Raw genomic sequence first — 21,996 nt, forward strand, 5'->3', positions numbered from 1 at the left:
GGGCCAATACCTTGATTTCCACTGACTGCTCCTGGGTCAACATCTCGGCAGCTCAAAGCCACCATGATCGCCCAGGGGGTCAAAATTGAGTTGGCGTTAGGGGGTCAGTTTTACATTGGCGGTGACACCTATAGGCGTTTTTGTTATTTCCGCACGTCCAGGTGCCAATCAATAGTGTCTCAGCAGTCTCCTCGATACTCCGGAATTCCTTTTACTTTATCCATATCTAGGGCAAGGACGGGTTTGGCAGGCGGGATCACTGCCTTACGTCCTGCGTTCTCACGAAGGCACTGCTGGTAAGAAAGGGTCTTAACTTGTCCACTTGTGAGAGTTGGATATCTCTCATAGGTGGACTTGCCCCTACCAGACCTGACACCAACTCCCCGTTAAATTGATGCTGTTGCCAAACGCCTAAATTCTCGCGGCGACCGATATTTCAAAGCGCTGTGCGGAGGCTGGCGATAGCGTAGGCGTAGCGGGCATCAAACATGGGCGAGGGATTGGTAGGATCCGAAATAACAGTGATACGAAAATAATAAGAGACAAGTGAGTAGCCAGTTTTTTCGCCGGCTCATCAATCGCTCATAAGAGATTTGGTCCCATCCATCAACGGTGCATGGAATAGCCCGTTTTATCGGTATGGGTTAGTTGCGCCATGCTATCGAAAAGATGGTGAATTCAAAGTTGCGGGTAACCGCTAATGAGTTATTTGGATGTCCCAATGCTCTTGAGTGCCTCGAACTCCGCCACGATGTCAGCAAAAGCCTTGCATACCTGCGGATCGAAATGTCGATTTGCTTGGTCTTGTATATAGAGCGTGGCCGCCTCGACACTCCATGCCGTTTTATAAGGCCGTGCCATGCGAAGAGCGTCATAGACGTCACAGAGAGCCACGATTCGTGCGCTAACGGGGATATCGCCGCCCTTCAGTCCATTAGGGTAACCGCTACCGTCCCATTTTTCGTGATGGCCCAATGCGATTTCTGCCGCCATTTCCGTAAGGGCAGATCTGCTTTGGTCACAGAGAATGTCATAGCCAATACGCGGATGCTCCTGCATTTGTCTACGTTCATCCGGTGTCAGTGGACCAGGTTTCTGAAGAATGCCATCCGGAATGCCAATTTTCCCGATGTCGTGCATGGGGGCCGCTTTTCTTATCAGTTCACACCACTCAACGGGCATGCTCATATGTTTTGCCAGGAGCGCTGACGATTCACCTATACGGTGAATATGATCGCCTGTGTCATTATCACGGTAAGCTGCGGCTCGGCCTAGACTCCTGAGCATAGCACTATAGCTTTCCTGAAGCTGAGTGGTCCGTTGATTGACCTTGTACTCCAGATTACGCTTGGCATCCTGGAGCAGCCGGCTGCTCTGCGCCAGTTCGAGGCAGCTGCGCACACGAAGCAGGACTTCGGGCAAGTCGATGGGTTTAGAAATGTAGTCATTGGCACCTTTTTCAAGTCCAATACGGCGGCTGTCCGGATCATTCAAAGCGGTGACGATTACAATGGTCGAGGTAGTTCTGTCCCGTGCGTGAAGGGCGTCCAAAATCTCAAAACCGTTGGGCGCTGGCATGTCGATGTCTAGTAGCAGCAGATCCCAGTCGTTACGCTCACACCAGTCCAGTCCCTCAGACGAGTCGGAAAAGCTTTTGATGTGATCGAGCCCGAAGGCACTCAGGCACGATTCCATGAGGCGGAGATTGGAGGCGACGTCATCAATAATGGCAATCACCGCATTGGACCTGATAAGTGAAAACATTAGCTGACTCCTTGCAGTTTAGGTGGGGGAGGTTCCTGCTAGCTAGGTCAGAAATTGCAGACCTGCGCCAGGTCCTAAGCGCGTCGATAAATCGGAAGTTCTAGCCAGAATCGGCTACCCGCTGCTTTCTGACTGCGAACCCCCATCTTTCCTCCCATCAAATCGGCCAGTTCTTTGCACAGGGCCAGCCCGATGCCCGTGCCCTGGATTGTTGAGTTTTCCTTACCTAGTCGTTGGAAAGGCTGAAACAGCTGTTGTTGAACATCCGCGTCTATCCCTTCTCCAGTATCCTCCACAAACAGACGGGCGACGGATTGTTCGCTATCCAGTTCGATGCCTAAAGTGATAGAGCCGCCGGCCCGGTTATATTTGACAGCGTTTGAAAGAAGGTTAAGCAAGACTTGTTTGGTGCGGCGACTGTCTGCCCTCACCGTGCAGGCTTTGCTCGGTTTTTGAAGCACGAGCGCTAGCCCTTGCACAAGTAGCTGCGGCTCGATCATAGCCGCGCACTCGGTCAACAAAATTTCCACATCGACAGGTTTAAGGTCCAACCGTGGCGCCTCGGCCTGGAGGCTTGACCACTCAAGCAGATCATCGACAAGCTGGCACAGCAGGTGGCCGGCGATGATGATTTCATCAAGGTGGGTGGAGTCCGGGCGCGTTTTTATTTGACCTAGCTGTGCGAACCCAAGGATGGCGTTCAGCGGGGTTTTCAATTCATGCGACATGCTTGAGATGAAGCGGGATTTCGCTCGGCTGGCGGCTTGCGCCTCAACGGTCTTTGCGCGGAGGTCTTGCTCTACGTGCTTTAGCGCATCAATGTCTATGCAAGTGCCGACTACTGACGGTCGCCGTTCGGTAGGGTTTGACAACATGCTGGCGCGGCAGAGTAGCCAAATCATATCGCCCTGACGGTCTGGTAGACGGAACTCCGCTTCTGCTACGTGATCCTCATTACTTCGAACGGTGATAATCAGCCGCTCGAGGGCTATGCGATCCCCTGCACCCATACGGGCGTAAAGCTCGTCTGGCGCCATTTTGTCCGCTGGTAAGCCGAACCGCTCACAAAGCGCACCCTTGAAGCTGAACGTATGGGTATTGGGGTAGTACTCCAAAAGCCCTTCCGTGACATTCCCCATCACCATTTCCAATCGCTGCTGGACTGCGCTGCGGCTGGCCTCAGCGTGGGCAAGTTGTTTTCCCATACCTAAGGCATGCAGTGAAATAGCGTTCAGTTCTTCAATTCTGGAGGGGGCCGATGGGGGCGCCCAATTACCTTGCCCAATTTCGCGCATCATATTGGATAGCGCAAAGATGGGCGCGTGCAGTTCCAGGCTTAGACGTCGAGCTTGGAGCCAGAGATAACCAAAGAAGAAGGCATAGAATGCAACAAGTCCGCTCGCCATCAGATAGCCAATGTACCTGAAGTGATTTGCCAGACGTTGGGTCTCTCTCATCACTACCTTTTCATCGACCACTCCCAGTAGCCTCCACCCCGCCAATTTCACCGGACTCCAGGCTACCAAATGTGCACCGCTACCAAGCTCCGTAGACTCAACCCCACCGCTGTGGTCTTGCATGGCCTGTTCCAATGGGCGTAATTTCGGATGGTTGGCCAATTGGAAATCGATAGGTTTAAAGTGCTCTTGCGAGAGACCTTTATAGCCGGCTGAAGTCGCCAACTTGGGTACGTCAAAATCGGTCTCGCCTTTCTCTGGGAGCGCCATAATCGTATGGGCTTTGCTGACCAATATAAGATACCCACCCCACGGAACATGAAGACTCGCGATCTTTTGCAAGATAGCATCGATCGTTATATCAATGCCCGCGACGCCTCGCAGTAGGTCACCTTGATAGACCGGTACGACGACGGACATCATCCAGCCTTTACCTGCCGGGTCGAGATAGACATCGGTCCATACCGGCTGGCGTTGCGGGTTATGTTGGGCGTCGGCCAAGTAATAAAAATTGAACGATGGAATATTCATGTCATGAGGGTACTGAGCCAACGAGTCAATCCAGGGGTAGATACGGTTGTAACTGTCCCCGCTATTGAAGTACACGCTAGTAATCAACGGGTTACTGTCCTTAAGGCCCTTCATCATGAAATCAACATGGCTGAGGCGATCGACCATATCCATGTCTTGACGAGCCAAGGGGGTGATATTGGAGTAAAAGGAGGCGGGTCCGCCTTGGTCGGTCCCGCTGTAGCGGACGCCGTCCGCACTGACGGCTAATTGGGCGGGGTGGTATGGCAGGACCTCTTGAAGTTCATTCTCAATACTTAGCGAAAGCAGAGTCCCCATTGTTCTGAGTTGCGCCAGCTCTGCCTGCACAATATCCGAATTCTGCATCACAGAGCTTTGGAGCTCGCGGGCAGCGCTGCGATGCAGATCGGTGCTTTGAGCCTCCAGAATAGCTTGATTAGTCAGGAAGTACGCTGCCAGTAGCACGAGTTCCACAACGATGAGGGGGACAAGGCTCGTTCTGACGAAAGCCTGCCAAATCCAGCTTCGGAATTTCAGGGTTGGGGTGCCGCGACTCATGGGGAGCTCCCGGCGGCATTTGCCCAATCCGCCAGATTGATATTATTGTGACATCATTGTTGTTCATCGTTTCGAAGGTGTCCAGCCTTTTTGTGAATGGCCACTGCAGCTGTCTTTTAGGCGTACAGTGACCAGTCATTATTCAGCAGAAGCTGCCCAAAATACGCCTCGAGAGTCGGAAATCCTCAATCGTTCGGCGCGCGTCGTGGGTCAGCTCGACTCTGAGTTGACATACTCGATAGTGGCGCTTTGCCATTTTTAGGGCCATAGTGGTGGTAAGGCTTGGTGGACAGCGTCATTTCAGCCCCGCGGTCCAAGGGGCATTTGGAGGGTACCATGAAGGTATTGATTGCCGATGACTCATCCATGTCCCGTAAGCTCGTTTTGCGGTCTTTGCCCGAATCGTTGGCCGCCGACGTTGCTCAGGCGAGCAATGGCGTTGAGGTTATGGCCGCCTACCATGCAGGACAGGTAGAACTATTGTTTCTGGACCTTACCATGCCGGTTATGGATGGTTTTCAAACGCTTGCAGCGCTCAAGCATGAAGACGCTAACGTCGTGACGGTCGTGATTAGTGCTGACATTCAACCGCGCGCCAGGCAACGAGCGTTGGAGTTGGGCGCCGCGGCATTCGTCGCCAAACCCGTGACAGCGCAAGCCGTCTTTGAAGCGCTGCATCTCACCGGAGTGTTGTAATGGACGCCTTGGCCGCGCTTAACGAAGACCAACGTGATGCACTCCAAGAGCTCATGAACATCGCCATGGGGCAGGCTGCAGAGCGCCTTGCGCTGCTCACCGATACTATAGTGACGTTGTCGGTCCCATTCATTCACCCCTTGGTGCATCAGCGGGAAAACCTTTCGGTCCCTGATCACCTGCGCGGGCAGTCGATGATGGTCACGCGACAGTCTTTCTTAGGTCAATTGCGGGGAGAGGTGTTCGTTTGCTTCGGCGCCATGGGCGCCGATGAATTGGCCGAACTAATGGGTTATGAAGGGCGTGCGCCAACCCAGCAGGAAGAACTCATGCTCGATGTCACCAATATTCTATCCGGTGCTTGCATCAATGGTCTCGCACGCCAGGTGGCCACTCAAGTCAGCTATGACGCGCCGTCCATTCTGATCGGCAGCCAGGGCCTAGAAGGCGGCTTGGGCCACTTGAACCTCACTGAGCACTTGGCAATGGTTTTGGAAATTCGCTTTGAAGTACTGGCACATCAGTTTTCTTGCGACCTGTTGATCTGCATCACCGAACGTACGGCGGGGATTGTCGTCCGCGCTATTGATCGGATGCTCGAAGGGCTTTGAAAAGGGCGCTGCCATGACAGACAACACAGCCATTTCTAGAGAAACACTTGAGTCGATGCTCAAAGCGATCAACATGGGCGTGCTGCTTATTGATCGGGAGTACCGGGTGCTATTTTCCAACCATTTTATGTCCTTGAACAGTGGGCGCCCCGCGGATGCGCTGGCGGGCCACACGCTGTTCGATGCCTTTCCCGAATTACCTGAGATTTGGGTAAGGCAAAAGATAAACAGTGTTTTTACGTTGAAAAACTTTGCGTTCACGTCCTGGCAGCAACGGCCACACCTGTTCAACTTCGCCAGTACCCGGCCCATCAGCGGCTCGGTGAAACACATGTACCAAAATTGCACTTTCTTTCCCGTACAGGACGCGGAGGGTGAATGCCTAGGTGTAGGTCTCGCCGTCAGCGATGCTACCGATACGGCGGCGCGGCAATTGGAACTAACCCGGCTCAACGAATTGCTCGAAGCTGAAAAGAGTGCCCAGGCAAGCCTCATCCAGCGACTCGAGGAAGCGCAGGCCCAATTGCTTCAGTCAGAAAAGATGGCAGCCATCGGCCAGTTAGCCGCCGGGGTAGCACACGAGATCAACAACCCTATCGGGTTTGTTTCTTCCAACCTCAATAGTCTGCGTTCCTATCTCAAAGATTTATTCAGCCTTATTGATGCCTATGAGGGCGTCTGTGATGGCGAATATTTGCGGGTGAATCCGGATATCGAGGTGCTGAGAAAAAAAATCGATTACGGCTTCTTGCGTCAAGATATTAGTGAGCTATTGGTCGAGTCGGCAGACGGCCTTGACCGAGTCAATCGCATCGTCAAAGACTTGCGCGAGTTCTCCCATGTGGATAGCTGCGAGTGGCAATTAGCGGATCTGCACAAGGGGCTGGACAGCACCCTGAACGTCATCTGGAACGAGATTAAATTCAAGGCCCAAGTGATCAAATATTATGGCGATATCGAACCCATCGAGTGCATGGGATCACAGATCAATCAAGTGTTTATGAACCTGATCATCAACGCTAGCCACGCGGTCGGCGCCAACGGCGAAATCATTATTACTACGGGCCTAGAGGGGGAGGGAGTATCCATCGATATCGCTGACAACGGGCATGGCGTACCGTTGGAGATACAGAACCGAATCTTCGAGCCGTTCTTTACGACCAAGCCTGTGGGTATGGGGTCCGGGCTTGGCTTGTCACTGTCCTACAGCATCGTCGTTAAGCATCATGGGAGGCTTACCGTAGATAGTTTGCCAGGCAAAGGTACTTGCTTCCGCGTCTGGCTACCGCTACGTCAACCGCCACCGCCCCCTGCATCTGAGGGAGACTCATCATGAACAGTTTGGCCGAAAGTGGTAAACGCTACACCGTCATGTTGGTGGATGACGAAGAGAACATCCTTAACAGCCTGCGCCGTGTATTGCGGGGCCAGCCTTACGACCTGTTGCTGGCCACCAATGGAACTCAGGCGCTAGGGCTTTTCGAACTTCACCGGATTGATCTGATCATTAGCGATGCACGCATGCCAGGTATGGACGGGCCAACCTTACTCAGTGAGGTGTACCACCGCGATCCCGATTGCATGAACATTCTGCTGACCGGTTACGCGGACGTAAGCATGATCACCAAGGCAATCAATGAAGGTCATATCTTCCGTTATATTAGCAAGCCATGGAACGATGAGGAACTGGTGATCACGTTGCACCAGGCATTAGAATTTCAAGCCGTGCGGCGCGACCGCGATGCCCTGCTCAAACTGGCTAACGAGCAAAACAATAAATTGCGCGACCTCAACGACGGCCTTGAGCGACGTGTGGCTGCGCGGACGAGCGAGCTGCAGCAAACCGCAGACATGCTTGACTTGGCCTATGATGAACTTCGCCGCAACTACGTGACGAGCACCGAAGTGTTCTCGCTGCTGATCAACCAACGCTTGCCGCGGCTACGGCAAACCAATCAGCGAGTTATCGAAGTGGTACGTGCCTATTGTGCCGCCTCGGCTTTGAGTGATACCGATACCCGCGACCTGACGATGGCAGCGGCTCTCTACAACATCGGAAAGCTCGGTTGGAGTGATGTGATGTTGGCGGGCTGCGCTGACCTACTGCTACGTACGGAGACTGAGGCGTTCAAGACCTACCCAGGTAAAAGCGAAGCACTGCTGATGGCGCTCGAACCTTTGCATGACGCCATGCACATCATTCGTCATCATCAGGAACACTGGGATGGCAGGGGCTTCCCGGACCGCCTAAGCGGCCAATCCATTCCACTGGGTGCGCGCGTACTGAAGCTAGCAGTCGACTTTGTGGAACTGCAGTGTGGGCTGGTTCTGGAGCGCTACCTCACTCGTGACGAAGTGTTTGTATATCTGCGCCAGCATAAATCCACCTACTATGACCCCGCGCTGATCGAATTCTTTATTCAGGTCTGCACTTGTCACTTGCCAGAAAGCTTGCTCGACCCTTCGGTGAAAGTACTCGATGTGCGGCGCCTTAAGCCTGGCATGGTGCTTGACCGGAACCTCAGTGCTAGTAACGGTTTATTGTTGCTTAACGAAGGGAAAATACTGACTGCACTGCTGATAGAAAAACTGACTGCCTTTGAAGCTGTAGATGGAGGGCGATTCTCGGTATTCATTCGTGCTGCTGAGGTACAGTGAATGGTCGCTTGAGGTTATGGAATACTTTCGTCAAACCTTATTGTCACGGAACCGCCCGCTAACCGTAGAAGGATAAGACATAGACCGTCTTGCACGTTCAACCCGATCCTCACGCTGGTGCAGGCATGAGCCAAGGGGGAAACAATGCGGCCTGTCGTTACGGGTATACCACTGGACGACCTGTATTCATCACAGCTGCGGTGTCCAGACTGATATTCACCAGACGAGGGCAACGCCATGTACGATGAATGCTGCTTGTTACAGAGAGTCGTCGTTAAAGAAGGCAATCTGACGATTGATACCGCTGAGGCTCAATACACTGTATTGCTGGAGCTGATTTCGTTATCAAGGGAGCTGGAGATAGATTTGAGTGATGTCATCAGCATCGATGCCGAAGGGCTCAAATTGATCATAACGGCAAAGGTCGAATCCATTCGGCTGGGACGTCGGCTGCTGATCAGCCACCCTAACGAAGCGATAGTCACCGCATTTGAATGCAGAGGGCTGCGTCGCCTTTTGCAGCTCTGAACTCATGCGCATTGAGCTGCTAAATCACAGGACGGATCTATATGTAGTAATCTATGAAACGGGGCTCCCAGTGAGGCGACAATGCTCGCCATAGAGGATTGTCTAATGGCCAGGCTAGGTCATACCTTTAGCCCTGGGTTCAAGCGCGGCTGCGCGCTCGGTGTTCGATCAAGGCAACAGCCCCACCGAAGTAGCTCATTCGTGTGCGTTGGGTGAGTCGGCCTTGCGTCGTGGGGGAACTACCTCCAATTGAGAGGGTGGCGGCGTCACTCCGATCAGCCCAGCCCTTACTCCAGAGCTGCAAAAATCCACGAATTCGAGCCCAAATCAACCGTCTGAAACGGGAAAAGCCAATCTGAAAAAAGACCACCTCGCTGTTGAGGGAAGAGGAACCCGAATGTTCGAGTGGGTCAATCAACTGCGGGTCTGGAATTTGTTGATCTGTAGTGGTTGGTATTGGAGGTCATCTGCTCTTGCTATTACCCGTACATTCGCAGGCGCCGATTTCCGGAAGCAGGACGGGTAGTTCTGGGCTGCAGTGAAGCGAGCTATTTACTCAAGGCCGAAGCGCAGCAGTTAGTCGAAGCATCATTCTGATGCTGCAAGATGACGCCATGCAAACCAGTCGATTTATGCTACGTAGGTGGGCGCCATAGATGAGCTTGACCAGCGAGTAGCCCTGCTTCCATGCCCACTAACAGGCAACAGTGAAGCGTCCGGTATCCCGAACGTGGTTGACCTGAAATTCACCGCTGGCTCCCCCAAGGACGTTTGGTGCGGCGATACAACTGGCTGCGGTCGCATCAGTTCAATGAAGGCCGAACGCCTGCGGTTGCCCAAAAAAATCACACAGTGTCCGGGATGGGTTGATCACCACACTGGCCTTAAAGGTGAAAATCCGTTTCGAATAATGGGTCTACCAGATGCGAATGAGATTGTCTAGACCCCTATGATGGAGTTGTACGCTTATGCGTGTGTGCTTAGGAAAGGCGGAATTGACCTGAATCAACAAAAACCGAGATAGCGCGAAACTGATGTGCCTAATTCTTGATTGATCCCGACGGAGAACCTGTAATACTCAACTCGTTTTGATCTCCTACGCCTCTCTAAAGGTGGCACTATGCCTCTACGTCCGCACTGCTTAATACCGGAAGGCCCATGGAGCCAACGGTATAGCCAGGATCTGATCGAGAATCTCCCAGTTGGCGTATATGTCTGCAATTCAGATGCCGTCTTGGTCGCCTATAATCGCAAAGCTTCGGAGATCTGGGGGCAAACGCCTACGTGTGGCGATCCGGAAATCAAGTTCTGCGGAGCTCATAAGCTTTACACGCCCGACGGCGTTTTTTTGCCTCACGATGAAACACCAATGGTCAAGGTGCTGGCCACTGGAGAGCCGATCCTTAACATCGACGTGATAGTTGAACGTCGTGATGGAAGTCGCGTTAACGTGATCGCAAACATAACGCCACTTTTTGACTTTCGTGGAAATCAGATCGGCTTCACTAATTGTGTCCAAGATGTAACTTTTCAAAAGCAGCAGGAGATAGAGCGTCTCAACCTGGTGAGAGGGCAATTCCACTCCCAAAAGATGTTGGCCATAGGCCAGCTGACTATGGGGTTTGCCCATGATTTCAATAACGTATTGACGACAGTGATTGCCTCGCTAGGTCTTGTAGAGCGCAATCTGGATCGTCAGAACATAGTAGTTGCTGCTAAATACGCAAAAGACGCACTTCGTGGAGCGAAAAATGCTTCAACTGTAGTGTCCCGGCTCATGAGGTTCTCACGGTGCCATGAGTTGAAATCTGAGCTTGCAGATATAAATGCGTTGATAGTTTCTTTGGTTGAGATGAGCGCGTGTAGCTTGGGCTCATCAGTTAAGGTCAGTATGCAGTTGGCAGAGGGCCTGGCGCCTGCATATCTTGACCCTAATCAATTCGAAAATGCGTTACTCAACATTTTGATTAATGCGCGAGACGCTCTTCGTGGAAGCGGCGAGATTCTGATAGTTACTGATAGTGTGATTCCGGATAAATATGTTTGCGAAAATAGTTCCGGGCTTTCTTTCGGGGTTCCGTGCGCCCGAATTCAAATTTCCGACAACGGTATAGGGATGTCGCCCGATTTGATCCCTAAGATTTTTGAGCCATTTTTTACTACTAAGGCCGATGGGAAAGGGACCGGGCTTGGGCTATCAATGGTCTATGGATATGTCATTCAGACGGGTGGTTGGATAACTGTAATTAGTCAGCAGGGTGCAGGGACGTGTTTCTCAATTTATATACCGTTCTGTGGGAGCTGCCCTTCAAAACGGTAGATGCGCGATAACGCGCCCGAGTCATCGTATAGCTACCATTTAGCGTGCTTGTGCGCTCCCTCAATCCGAAGCTCACGAGGTGCAGCGCGTCGCGCGGCCCCACTCACTAACAGGCTGTTGCCGTTTGCGCGCAGGCAGACACTCGATCCAAAGCCGTCCGATGTCAACCAGATATGGGTTAATATGTCTGATTTCATTGTGAAGACGACCGGCGCGTCACTGCCTGTCGAAGTTATTAAGAGGACCTTTATTCGAACCGCCGTGGTCTATTCCTCAACTTGACATAGCTGTACTTAACCCTTGTCTTAATGCTGACGCCGCAAGCCATAAACCTTTATTTTGATGCCCAATCGGCTGTGGGTTTAGAGATTGTAGCTGGTGATTACCTTTGTCTGTCCGCTACTTACATACGCACTGACATAAACACCGGCATGAGCGCTGAAGTCGCGACTTGAAGATCTTTGAGTGAGCCACGGTCGTTCATCTGCTTATTCTCGCTGTCGGCTTATTGGGTAAAATTCGCGACGGGTAAATGGTCGATCACGCACGGGTGCGTCGATTCAAGCTGAAGGTGCTGTTCATCACTGGGTACGCAGCGGTAGATATAATGCGTGTTAGGGATCGGGCCCCTCACGTGCATGTGACGGCCAAACCTTTTTTCAAAAGAGATGCCGGCCGCGAAAAATAACCTGTTGATCAAGCAGGCGGGGCTAGCAACCTCGTAAACTAGGCATTTGGCCAGAGTGATCCTGTGCCGTTGCTCACGTGTGGCTGGAAGGGATGGCACACCTGTTCCAGTGACCACCGGCCCGTCTCGGATCTGAAAATTCGGATCCCTCGGCGCGCGCCGGTCTGATTAAGATGGCGCAAGCTGAAATACCCATACTGACCGCCAGATAAAAGACTAAGGTGTCCTGAGAACCCTGAATTCACGAAGGACTGTGCAGAATGTTCGCTCCGATGCTAGGAAAGCCCCCGGTCATCCTCGTCGTCGACGACCTCGCGATGAATATTCGCATTCTTCGCGAAGCTGTGCGTAATCTGGGTGAAGTCTATTTTGCAACCAATGGGAGCGCTGCTTTGAACCTCGCCAGACAGTGCCTTCCGGACATAGTGCTGCTCGATATTGAGATGCACGACATGGACGGCTACGAGGTCTGCGCGGCGTTCAAGCACGATCCTTTCCTGCGTGACGCTTCGATTATTTTCGTCACTTCTCACGGTGAACCCGACTTCGAAATTCGCGCATTGGCGTATGGTGCAGTGGATTTCATTCAAAAGCCTTTGAATATTCCGGTCGCCAGAGCCCGTGTTCAGACCCATGTTGCGTTACGTAATGAAGCCTTCAAATTGGCTGCGGCTCGTGGCGACCTTGAAACGTTGCTCAACCATATTCCGGCCTTCATTGCCTACTGGCGGGAAGACTTAATCAATCTCTATGTAAACAAAGAAGCTGCAGCATGGTTCCCCGCAGCGCTACCCAGCAATCACATGTTCTCGATGCAAACGATGTTGGGTGAGCGCAGCTTCGAGGCTATCGAGGCTCATCTGCAGGACCTTGGTGAGGGTGGGTCTGCGCATTTTGAGCTCCAGCTGCATGCCCCTGAGAGTGGGATTCAGTTCGCGCAAGTCACGCTCGTTGCTCGCGGGGGCGGAGCAGCCGCGTCCGGATTTGTCATGTTGATGACTGACATCACGGCTCGTAAGCAGGCCGAATCCGCCAAGCTCGAGTATCTGGCTCGGCACGACGATTTGACGGACCTGGCCAATCGCCTGATGCTGTTGGAAAACACCGAGCTTGCGTTGCAGGCTGCCCGTATTGAGCACCTCCAGGTGGCCATGCTCGTGCTGGATCTTGACCACTTTAAGATCATCAACGATGAGAGTGGCCAGGCGACTGGAGATCGGTTGCTATGGATACTCGCCAGGCGCATTGAAGATTGCTGCCGTAGCGAAGATACCCTCAGCCGAGGAGGGGGCGGTGCGTTCAGCATATTGCTTCCCGGGGTCCCAAGCATGAGGATGCTCAGAGATTTCGCCGATCAGCTACTAAAGATCGTCAGCGAGCCAATCTGGCTTGATGACGGCTGGTATTACTTAAGCGCTAGCGTGGGTGTTGGAGTCTTTCCTGACGACAGCAGTGATGGCCAGACTCTGTGGCGCCATGCGGAATCCGCGATGTACGAAGCCAAAGAGCAGGGACGTGGTCGCTGGCGCTTTTTTCATGCGCAACTGGACGATCTGCTGCGCAAGCGCCATCAGCTGGAACGAGCCCTGCGTGAAGCTCTGGAAAATGAAACGTTGGAGGTTTACTACCAGGCTAAAGTCGATCCTTCATGCCAACGCATTCGTGGTGTCGAAGCCCTTGTCCGTTGGTCTCGGGCGCCAGGTGGTCCGGTTTCACCCGCTGAGTTCATACCCATGGCGGAAGCCGCCGGATTGATCTGGATGTTAGGCCGGTGGGTGCTATTGCGGGCCTGCAACGACGCTCGCTGCTGGCAAGACCGCGGGCAGCCTGTTTGTGTGAGCGTAAATATATCCGTGTTGCAGTTCCGTGAAGATCACTTTCTGAGTCTGATCGCTGACGTGTTGATCGAAGCAGACTTGCGTCCTGAACTTTTGGAACTGGAGATCACCGAGGGGATCCTTCTCAAGGATACGCAGCAGATGCTCGATAAATTGCTTGATCTTCAGAGCATGGGTGTTCGTATTGCAATTGATGACTTCGGTACCGGTTACTCCAGTCTGGCCTACTTGAAGCACTTCCCAATCAATGTCTTGAAAATCGATCAAAGTTTTGTTCGCGGTATGCTCGAACATCCCGCTGATCTAGCGATCATCAAGGCCATTATCCTGATAGGACAATCGCTAGGGTTGGATTTGGTGGCTGAGGGAGTCGAAACGTCCGAACAGGCGATGATACTCTTGTCGCTTGGTTGTCCTTCGATGCAGGGCTTTCTTTACAGTCGTCCATCGCCATTTGAGGTTATGAGCGATGTGCTAAGCGCATGGCCCTCAATGCGCTGACAGGTTTCAAATTCTTTTCCCGGTGAGCCTTGCACCGCTAAAACTAACCCGAGTCCCCACAGATGAAAAGATGGGCAGGCACGACGCTTCTTATTGGCCTTGCCGCTACGGCGGCGGTGGTGCTTCAGGTCCAGTCTGTCAACGAAGCTTGGGTCAAAACCGCTTTGGCGCTGGAGTTAGGACATAACATTCAGGCTGTCATAGCAAAAATCAATCTGTATGCATACGGCTTACGCGGGCTGCGCGCTGCAATATTGGCTACTGGCGAAGAGCGATTCGACGCAGACGCCTTCAGGCGGTATGAAGAAAGTCGTGAGCTTCAAAAGGAGTTTCCGGGGGCACGCGGGTTTGGCTTCATCCAGCGTGTGCCGCAGAACGTAGAGGCATCTTTTGTGGCGAAGCAAAGAGCGGGCAGTAGGCTGGACTTTCGGGTTCGCCAGTTTAGTCCACATGACGGTGATCGCTTCATCGTCCAGTATATCGGGCCGCTCAATGACAACGCCCAGGCTCTAGGCGTTGACATAGCCTCCGAAACCCAGCGACGGGAAGCGGCGCTTACTGCTATGCGAACGGGTGTCCCGCAGTTAAGTGGCCCTATCGCCTTTATGGAGAATGCAGGTGGTCCGCAAAACTCGTTCCTGTTCTTGCTGCCCATTTACCGTGTGGGGAGCCCCACCAATACGGTTGCCGAGCGTGATGCTGCTTTGGTCGGCTGGAGCTTTGCACCTTTGTCCATCAGCGATGTACTTGCCGACCTGAGGTTGGAAAGGCTTGGGCTGCAGCTGCGGTTGGGAGATCGCGATCCAGCGGGAAATTACCTGGGGTTTTATGTCAGTGGAGCATCGTCCAGCCCGCCGACACAATTCAGTTCAAGTGCCGTGGCTGAGGTGTTCGGCCGGCACTGGAGCATTGAGCTTGTTGCGTCTGAGGCTTATGTGATGCAGATGCGCCAATGGTCCGCGATGCTGTTCGCTGTTGTCGGGATAACCATTAGTGTATTGCTCAGCCTACTGATGGAAGCGCTTTACAATGTGGCTCGGCGCCGCAGCCAAAGCCTTGCCGATCAGGCGAGATTGGCTGCTATCGTCGAAAGCTCCGCGGACGGCATCATCGGAAAAGACTTGCACGGCATGGTGACGAGCTGGAATCGTGGAGCTGAGCGCATCTTCGGATACAGCACCCACGAAGCAGTGGGTAAATACCTCTGCGATTTGGTTGTGCCTGAGGATATGCACGCCGAGGAACAGGCCATACTGGCGAAAATTGGTCGCGGAGAGCCTATAGCTCACTTCGAAACCCGGCGTCGACGTAAGAATGGGGAGCTGATCGACGTGTCAGTGGCGGTATCACCGATTCATGATGGCGCAGGGCAGGTAGTGGGGGCCTCCAAGACCGTACGTGACATTGCTGGGCAAAAAGCAGCAGAGGCGTACATTCAAGGACTCAATGCCCAACTCGAGCTCCAAGTTGAAGAGCGAACTGCAGAGTTGCTTCTTGCCAAACAGCAAGCCGATATTGCTAACGCGGCTAAGTCTTCTTTTCTGGCAAACATGAGTCATGAGATCAGAACACCCTTGAATGCCGTACTTGGCATGCTGCAGCTGGTTCAGCACACTGGACTCAAACCTCGCCAACGTGATTATGTCGACAAAGCACAAATCGCCGCCAAGTCATTGCTGGGCTTGCTTAACGACATTCTCGATTATTCAAAGATAGAGGCCGGAAAACTACAACTTGAGCATCGTGAATTCTTGCTCGACGAGCTGTTGAGCGATCTGGCCGTAATTCTTTCCAGTAACCAGGGGGAAAAAGAAATTGAGGTTGCGTTCGACATTGATCCTGCGCTCCCGAGCGTATTGATCGGCGATAGCCTTCGGCTACAGCAAATCCTAATCAATCTAGCCGGGAATGCGCTAAAGTTCACTACGCGCGGTTATGTCTTATTGCGGATAGAACAGCTGCAGCGCAGCCATGAGCGCACAAACATACGCATCAGGGTGATTGACACAGGTATCGGGATAGAGAACGGACAGCTAAATCATATTTTCGAGGGGTTCGCTCAGGCTGAGGCGTCGACAAGCCGACGTTTCGGTGGCAGCGGGCTCGGCCTCGTTATTTGTGATCGTTTGGTTGGGCTCATGGGAGGCTCTCTGAAGGTAACTAGCAAAGTTGGCAGCGGTAGTTGTTTCTGGTTCGACGTAACCTTTGAGACACCCCAGTGCTTGTCGATTCGTGATGCTTGCCTAATTACCGACGGCGGACTACGTGTGCTGGTGGCTGATGACAACCGGGTGGTGAACGAATTGCTCGGGCGTACTGGGCAGGCTTTAGGTTGGCAGGTGGATTTGGTGTTTGACGGCGTTCAGGCCGTCGAAGCCGTGCGATTGGCCTTCGAGAAAGGGCAGCCATATGATGTTGTTTTGATGGACTGGAAAATGCCCAATCTCGATGGACTGAGCGCTGCAAAAATCATCAGCGACAATGGGCGCTCAAACGTCGCACCCGTAGTTATCATGATTTCGGCCTATGGTCGCGAGGAGCTGGAAGACGCCCAACAGTACGAAATGACCGCACTCGTCAATTTTCTCACCAAGCCGGTTACTCCCCGTCAGCTGGCAGCGGCAGTAAAACTGGCCAAGGAGGGGCCTGGTTCGGTGGTATTACCTACACGAGTGCGGGCAGAGCGGCATGAACGTTTGGTCGGCCTTCGCTTACTGGTAGTGGAGGATAACCCAGTAAATCGTCAAGTCGCGGCTGAGTTGCTGCGTCGTGAGGGGGCTATAGTGCATCTTGCCGAGGGTGGATTGGAAGGGGTAGCACTGACGTTTGAAGCAATGGTGCCGTTTGACGTCATCATCATGGACGTCCAGATGCCCGATATCGATGGTTACGAGGCGACTAGGAGGATTCGCGCTCGGCGCGAATTTATCGACTTGCCCATTTTGGCGATGACCGCAAATGCTTCGTCGGCGGACCGAGAGCAATGCTTGGTCGCTGGGATGAGCGAGCATATAGGCAAGCCAATCGATATCGAGCAGTTGGTGTCCACGGTACTAGGTTTGATAAATGGCAAGCGAGCTCCGCTGACAGGGGAGAACGTTACCCATACCGCTGACCCTTTCTACCCTATCGAGTCGCCCCTTTCTCTCTTAGACAGATTCGGCGGTGACTTGCTGCTTATTCTACAAACATTGGAAAGTTATCGGAACGATGCGTCCATGTTGCTCGGGCAACTTGACACCGCAACCGAGTCAGGGAGCTTGTCCAAAGTCCGAGCGATTTTGCATACCCTGCGTGGAAGCTCAGCTACCATTGGCGCAAGCGCACTTTACCAGAGATTGGGCACGATAGAATGTGCGTTGATGGCCAACAATCGACCTGAGCTCGAAGCCTTGCTGTCTGTTCAAGCGCGCGCGGATCTAACCCAGTTGTTAATGGTCTGTACTGAAAGCCTGGCTGAATGGATTGAAAAAACGCTGGGCCATCCGAGCAAAGATGAAGTATCGATAACCGCTAAAGCATCGGGCTCCCGCATCGACAATTGGTATGGAGGTTTGAAGGACATCTTGCCCGTTTTGCGGAGCGGGAATATGCAGGCATTGGAGATGATGGAGGTGCTCAAATACCTTTACCCCGTGGACGACGAAGTGAAGGCTCTACAGTTTATCGAACAGGTTCAGGCTCTACGCTTCGATGATGCAATAGTGACACTCGATTATTTACTCAAGAGAGAAGGTGTCTGACCTAAGCTACTTCGGTAACGAAAACAAATTGTGAAGGTAAACTTTTGTGATCTCTTGCCGCAGGATGGGCGGCTTAGCCGGAATTGGTGACGCCGTGAGATTGGGCGTTTTTCTTTGATCGTTCAAAAGCATCCCTGATGTTTTTCCTCAGCTCACTCCTGGTAGGCGCGCTGATGAGGGTGCTAGGGGTCCCGCGACCGATCTCCACGAAGGCGGAAACGTGGCTTTGCAGAACTTTGGATTTCATGATGTAGACCTCCCGTCGGGATTGAGCGCTCCATTAACCATTGTGCTCGCGCCTATTATCCCACATTAGGCTCGCGGATATGTCAATCGCTGGTGGACTTGCCCCTACCAGACCGTTCGTCAGGTAGGTCATCTTGGATTGCTTTAAGCACTTCCAGCAGTTCCATATAAGGCCGCTGGCCGGGGCCGCGCCGCGAGCAGGTTGGTGCGTGCTCAAAGTCTCTGTCGCGATGCTGGATGAATTGAGCCGCACGACACTCCGAGCAGTTGATCATGTCGTAGGCGAAAAGCCTCTTGGCTTCCCACTCGAGGTATAGGGGGTCGGGCATGTCTTGCTCCTCGCTAGCTTAGCGAAGGGGAATCTTCGGTGCATATAGAAAAACGACCGCAAAGACGTGGCAGCACGCGTCGAGTAATTAGCCTTTAGGCGGCGTCCATACTGGCACAACCGGGGTGCCAGGCAACGGCCGATCGGCGTGCTGTAACATTTTCAAAATCTCCAGTAACAGGTTATGGATACTGACCTATGCCTTCGCGAGAGCATGATACATCGTGCGTAAATGCAAATTCGCGGTAAACCATGGGTGGCTCGCGTAACACTCCTTGCATCGTGACCATGTCGCTGGACAAGTCCCATAAGTCTGTCCGAAGTGGCCGCTTGACGTTAGTCATGATTCGATTCATCCGATGCATTCGACACGGGCATCTGAGCTTAGCGGAAAACCGGCTCTGACTTTATCTCGTTTCTGGAATTGGGATCAGCAATGCTAAGCGGGGTGCCCCTTCTGAGATGGACGTCGTGTAGCGCCGGTGATCGGTTCTGGTCGAAACCAGCCTCAGGCCTTCGGATCAACCTCACGGATTGGCTTTAGTGCTACCGATCCGTCGACCAACGCGATGCTCAAAGACTCGCCGAGGCCGACTTTCATTGCTTTCAAGACGTCCATAGAGAGGGCGATGATGCCATCACCGCTGCCATCGCCTGGATCATGGCGAACCACAGTTGTTCTAATCGACCCACTCATCGGACGATAGCTCCATACTAGGCTTACACCTACTAAATCGGCCGAAGAGCGGACAGCGTGGCTAAAGCCGCTGTGATCGCTCGATAAGTGTTAAAGCTGCGAGGAGAATATCTATGACAAAGCCACCATCCTATGAACCCGTAAGCTACGTGGACACCGATGACTCCCACCCAAACCGTCCTCTGGATCGCTATGAGATAGAAGTGCAATTGGCGATCGCGCAGTTCGTGATACCACGCGTAGCCGGCACACCCGCGGGACAGGAGATTTTCGATGCGCTACTTCCACGCTTCGAGGATCGACTTTTCTATCACAAGCACCTGACCCATTACCTGATCAGGCCCGAGCATATCGAAACAGAACTGCAGGAAGATGATGATTACACTGTAGACGATTAGGCTGGCGGGATCTGCGGCGCATGGCGTGTTTGATAGGGAAGAATGACCTGTGCCTTAAGACCAAGCCCTTTAAGTAGTCCCCAGGACATTGCGAGAGCGTCGATACGCCGACTGGACGGCAGGCCTGCCTCACTCTCCTGGCGAAGATGAGGGAACCAGCAAGGCAGCCTGGCCAAGGCTATTACAGCTCGCTCATCACTCAAGCAGGGAAATCGAGTCAGCCGCTCGATCAAATACCCAGCACGGCGTAGCTCCAGCTCACTCCGACCCGGCTCTAGGAAACAGCGAATTTCCACCTCTAGGTCGATATCTGAATACCAGAACGCCGTTGCTGCATTTACCAGGGCAAACTCATTCACCTGGTTCAACGGCTGCTGCACCAAAATACCCAGCGGTACCGAGAAAGCGTATCGGTCCATGGATTTCTGTCCTAACCCTTTAGGAAAATTATTTCTAGGCCGGTCTATATACCATACCAGCCAGAAGAGCATATGAGATGTCGCTTGACGGACGTACGGCGCAGCAGGCTTGGGGATTTTGCCATTTGGTGACAGCCTGACCGGCTCTGACAGATTCAGGGCGGTACATGCCAGATGCCCCTTACTCAGCCCTGAGCATATCCGATGAGCAGAAGCCGGCGTAGAACACCCATTTTTTGGTATCACCACAGCTAAGTCGGAGGCTTTTGATAAAACCTGCTGGCACCGAGCATTTCGCCGCGCCGAAAACCAACGCTTGCAAGCCGCACCAGATCGCGCACCACGAGATATCCGAGAATTTTACAATCCGTGATCGATGCATAAAGACGGTAAGCGTTGGTGGTCGGGAGCCGAACTCAGCGATTGTGTTATGAGGAAGTAGGATCCTCAGAACCGTTTCCTTATTACACCACGATTCTCAGTCAAGAGCTGTCCAGATAATCGCCCATGGGCCAGTTTTGCATCGGCGATGGCACAATTCGTTATCACCAGTCTACCTAGGAAAAAGAGGATAGCATCTCGAAAAGATTCTGCGGTATGGCAGCAAGCTCACGCGTTACTAGTGGACTTGCCCCTACCAGACCGGACACCAACTCCCCGTTAAATTAATGCTGCTGCCAGACGCCTAAATTCTCGCGGCGACCGATATTTCAAAGCGCTGTGCGGATGCTGCTCGTTGTAATGCTCGAAGGCAATCGTCAGATTGCGCAGCGCTGTTTCTCGATCCGGCTTGGGCATGTGCGCCACGTAATCTCGCTTGATCGTCTTCACAAAGCTCTCTGCCATGCCGTTGCTTTGCGGGCTGCGTACTGGTGTGGTCACCGGCTGCAAGCCGATCTGACGGGCAAACAGACGCGTCTGTTCGGCGATATAGGCCGAACCGTTATCGCTCAACCATTGCACTGGAGTGCTCGGTAATTGATCCCCAAATCGCTTCTCCACGCTTTCCAACATCAAGTCTCGTATGTCATCGCCGCTGTAGCCTGTCGGGCTGGCGACCCAGCCGATGGCTTCGCGATCACAGCAGTCCAGGGCGAAGGTCACGCTCAACTTTGCACCGTCGTCGCAACGGAACTCGAAGCCGTCTGAGCACCAGCGGGTATCGCTGGTACTAACGGCAATTCGGCCTTCATGCCGACGCTGCACGCCAGGCTGCTTGATGCGTCGTTCCAGCAACAGATTGTGATCGCGCATGACGCGATAAACCCGCTTCACATTGATCGGGGCCAGTAACTGGACTTCACGCTCGCGGCGCAGCAACCCCCAAACCCGGCGGTAGCCATAACTTGGCAACTCGCTGACTTGCTGCTTAATCTCGGCGACCAACTCCGTATCGTTCACGAGCCGACGTCGCCGTGCTTTGGGCGATGCCGATTGCTTGATTCGAACCGTTAATTGCGAGCGCGACACACCGAGACATTCGCTGACCAGTTTCACTGGTCGTCCCCCGGCAACAAGGGTGAGTGCGTAATCCATTTTCGCGACCGGGCGATCTCCACGGCCTCTTTGAGGACTTCGGCTTCCATCGTCTTCTTGCCCAACATCCGCTGTAATTCTCGGATCTGCTTGAGCGCGTCGCTCAGCTCCGACGCTGGTACCACCGCTTCGCCAGCACTCACCGCCGACAGGCTTCCGTCCTGGTACAGTTTGCGCCATAAGAACAGCTGGTTGGCATTGATGCCGTTGCGCCGGGCCACCACGGATACACTTTGTCCGGGTTCGAGGCTCTCGCGAACCATGGCCAGCTTCTGGTCGGTGCTCCAGCGGCGTCGGCGTTCCTGGCCGAGCAGCTCGCCACTCTTATCGTTGCTGTTAGTCATAAACATACTGTAGTGGTCTACTAACCCCGGACACCTTTTTAGGCGAAAATGATCGCCACACAGAGGTGTTCGATGAGCAGACAACGACGTACCTTCACCCCCGAATTCAAGCGCGAAGCTGCCAGCTTGGTGCTT

Annotated in this window: 15 protein-coding genes; 9 read left to right on the plus strand and 6 right to left on the minus strand. The window is 53.2% G+C overall.

Going from position 1 to position 21,996, the window contains the following annotated elements; genetic code table 11:
• Positions 1-705: 705 nt before the first annotated feature.
• Both LIX93_RS29235 and LIX93_RS29240 read right to left on the minus strand, forming a co-directional pair.
• On the minus strand, positions 706-1,764 hold the full coding sequence (locus LIX93_RS29235; protein WP_226507491.1) for an HD domain-containing phosphohydrolase: 1,059 nt from the start codon (positions 1,762-1,764) through the stop codon (positions 706-708).
• A gap of 74 nt (positions 1,765-1,838) precedes the next feature.
• Entirely contained in the window at positions 1,839-4,310 is a 2,472-nt protein-coding gene (locus LIX93_RS29240; protein WP_226507492.1) for an ATP-binding protein, read from the minus strand.
• A 336-nt stretch (positions 4,311-4,646) separates the two neighbouring features.
• Between LIX93_RS29240 and LIX93_RS29245 the strand changes: the two genes are divergently transcribed.
• From LIX93_RS29245 to LIX93_RS29280, 8 genes are all read left to right on the plus strand, one after another.
• The gene (locus LIX93_RS29245; protein WP_226507493.1) at positions 4,647-5,006 is read left to right on the plus strand and encodes a response regulator; all 360 of its coding nucleotides are present in this window, start codon (positions 4,647-4,649) and stop codon (positions 5,004-5,006) included.
• Complete coding sequence (locus tag LIX93_RS29250) at positions 5,006-5,617, plus strand: chemotaxis protein CheC (RefSeq protein ID WP_226507494.1); 612 nt, start codon at positions 5,006-5,008, stop codon at positions 5,615-5,617. Before LIX93_RS29245 ends, LIX93_RS29250 begins: the two co-directional genes overlap by 1 nt.
• Before the next feature lie 13 nt (positions 5,618-5,630).
• The gene (locus LIX93_RS29255) at positions 5,631-6,953 is read left to right on the plus strand and encodes an ATP-binding protein (RefSeq protein WP_226507495.1); all 1,323 of its coding nucleotides are present in this window, start codon (positions 5,631-5,633) and stop codon (positions 6,951-6,953) included.
• On the plus strand, positions 6,950-8,275 hold the full coding sequence (locus LIX93_RS29260; protein WP_226507496.1) for an HD domain-containing phosphohydrolase: 1,326 nt from the start codon (positions 6,950-6,952) through the stop codon (positions 8,273-8,275). The genes LIX93_RS29255 and LIX93_RS29260 overlap by 4 nt, the downstream gene beginning before the upstream one ends.
• A gap of 237 nt (positions 8,276-8,512) precedes the next feature.
• Entirely contained in the window at positions 8,513-8,803 is a 291-nt protein-coding gene (locus LIX93_RS29265) for an STAS domain-containing protein (protein ID WP_226507497.1), read from the plus strand.
• A gap of 1,120 nt (positions 8,804-9,923) precedes the next feature.
• Positions 9,924-11,123, plus strand: coding sequence for an ATP-binding protein (locus LIX93_RS29270; protein WP_226507498.1), 1,200 nt, complete (start codon positions 9,924-9,926; stop codon positions 11,121-11,123).
• 948 nt (positions 11,124-12,071) lie between these two features.
• Entirely contained in the window at positions 12,072-14,150 is a 2,079-nt protein-coding gene (locus LIX93_RS29275) for an EAL domain-containing protein (RefSeq protein WP_226507499.1), read from the plus strand.
• Positions 14,151-14,212: 62 nt separating this feature from the next.
• On the plus strand, positions 14,213-17,893 hold the full coding sequence (locus LIX93_RS29280; protein ID WP_226507500.1) for a response regulator: 3,681 nt from the start codon (positions 14,213-14,215) through the stop codon (positions 17,891-17,893).
• 329 nt (positions 17,894-18,222) lie between these two features.
• On the opposite strand, the gene LIX93_RS29285 is transcribed toward LIX93_RS29280, so the two are convergent.
• Positions 18,223-18,468 (minus strand): hypothetical protein, encoded by a 246-nt coding sequence (locus tag LIX93_RS29285; RefSeq protein WP_226507501.1) that lies wholly within the window; start codon positions 18,466-18,468, stop codon positions 18,223-18,225.
• A 507-nt stretch (positions 18,469-18,975) separates the two neighbouring features.
• The gene (locus tag LIX93_RS29290) at positions 18,976-19,164 is read right to left on the minus strand and encodes an AbrB/MazE/SpoVT family DNA-binding domain-containing protein (protein WP_226507502.1); all 189 of its coding nucleotides are present in this window, start codon (positions 19,162-19,164) and stop codon (positions 18,976-18,978) included.
• Between the two features lie 113 nt (positions 19,165-19,277).
• Here LIX93_RS29290 and LIX93_RS29295 point away from each other — a divergent pair, with 113 nt between their 5' ends.
• Positions 19,278-19,562: a hypothetical protein gene (locus LIX93_RS29295; protein WP_226507503.1), complete on the plus strand. Its 285-nt coding sequence runs from the start codon at positions 19,278-19,280 to the stop codon at positions 19,560-19,562.
• On the opposite strand, the gene LIX93_RS29300 is transcribed toward LIX93_RS29295, so the two are convergent.
• Positions 19,559-19,981 carry a hypothetical protein gene (locus LIX93_RS29300; RefSeq protein WP_226507504.1) on the minus strand — a complete coding sequence of 141 codons (423 nt, stop codon included), beginning with the start codon at positions 19,979-19,981 and terminating at the stop codon, positions 19,559-19,561. The genes LIX93_RS29295 and LIX93_RS29300 overlap by 4 nt on opposite strands.
• 660 nt (positions 19,982-20,641) lie before the next feature.
• Positions 20,642-21,861, minus strand: a protein-coding gene (locus LIX93_RS29305; protein WP_226507505.1) for an IS3 family transposase whose coding sequence is annotated in 2 segments (ribosomal slippage) — positions 20,642-21,516 and positions 21,516-21,861 — 1,221 coding nt in all. Because the reading frame shifts where the segments join, the coding sequence is not laid out codon by codon here.
• Positions 21,862-21,996 lie beyond the last annotated feature (135 nt).

Source organism: Pseudomonas sp. MWU16-30317, from assembly GCF_020515695.1.
GTDB lineage: Bacteria > Pseudomonadota > Gammaproteobacteria > Pseudomonadales > Pseudomonadaceae > Aquipseudomonas.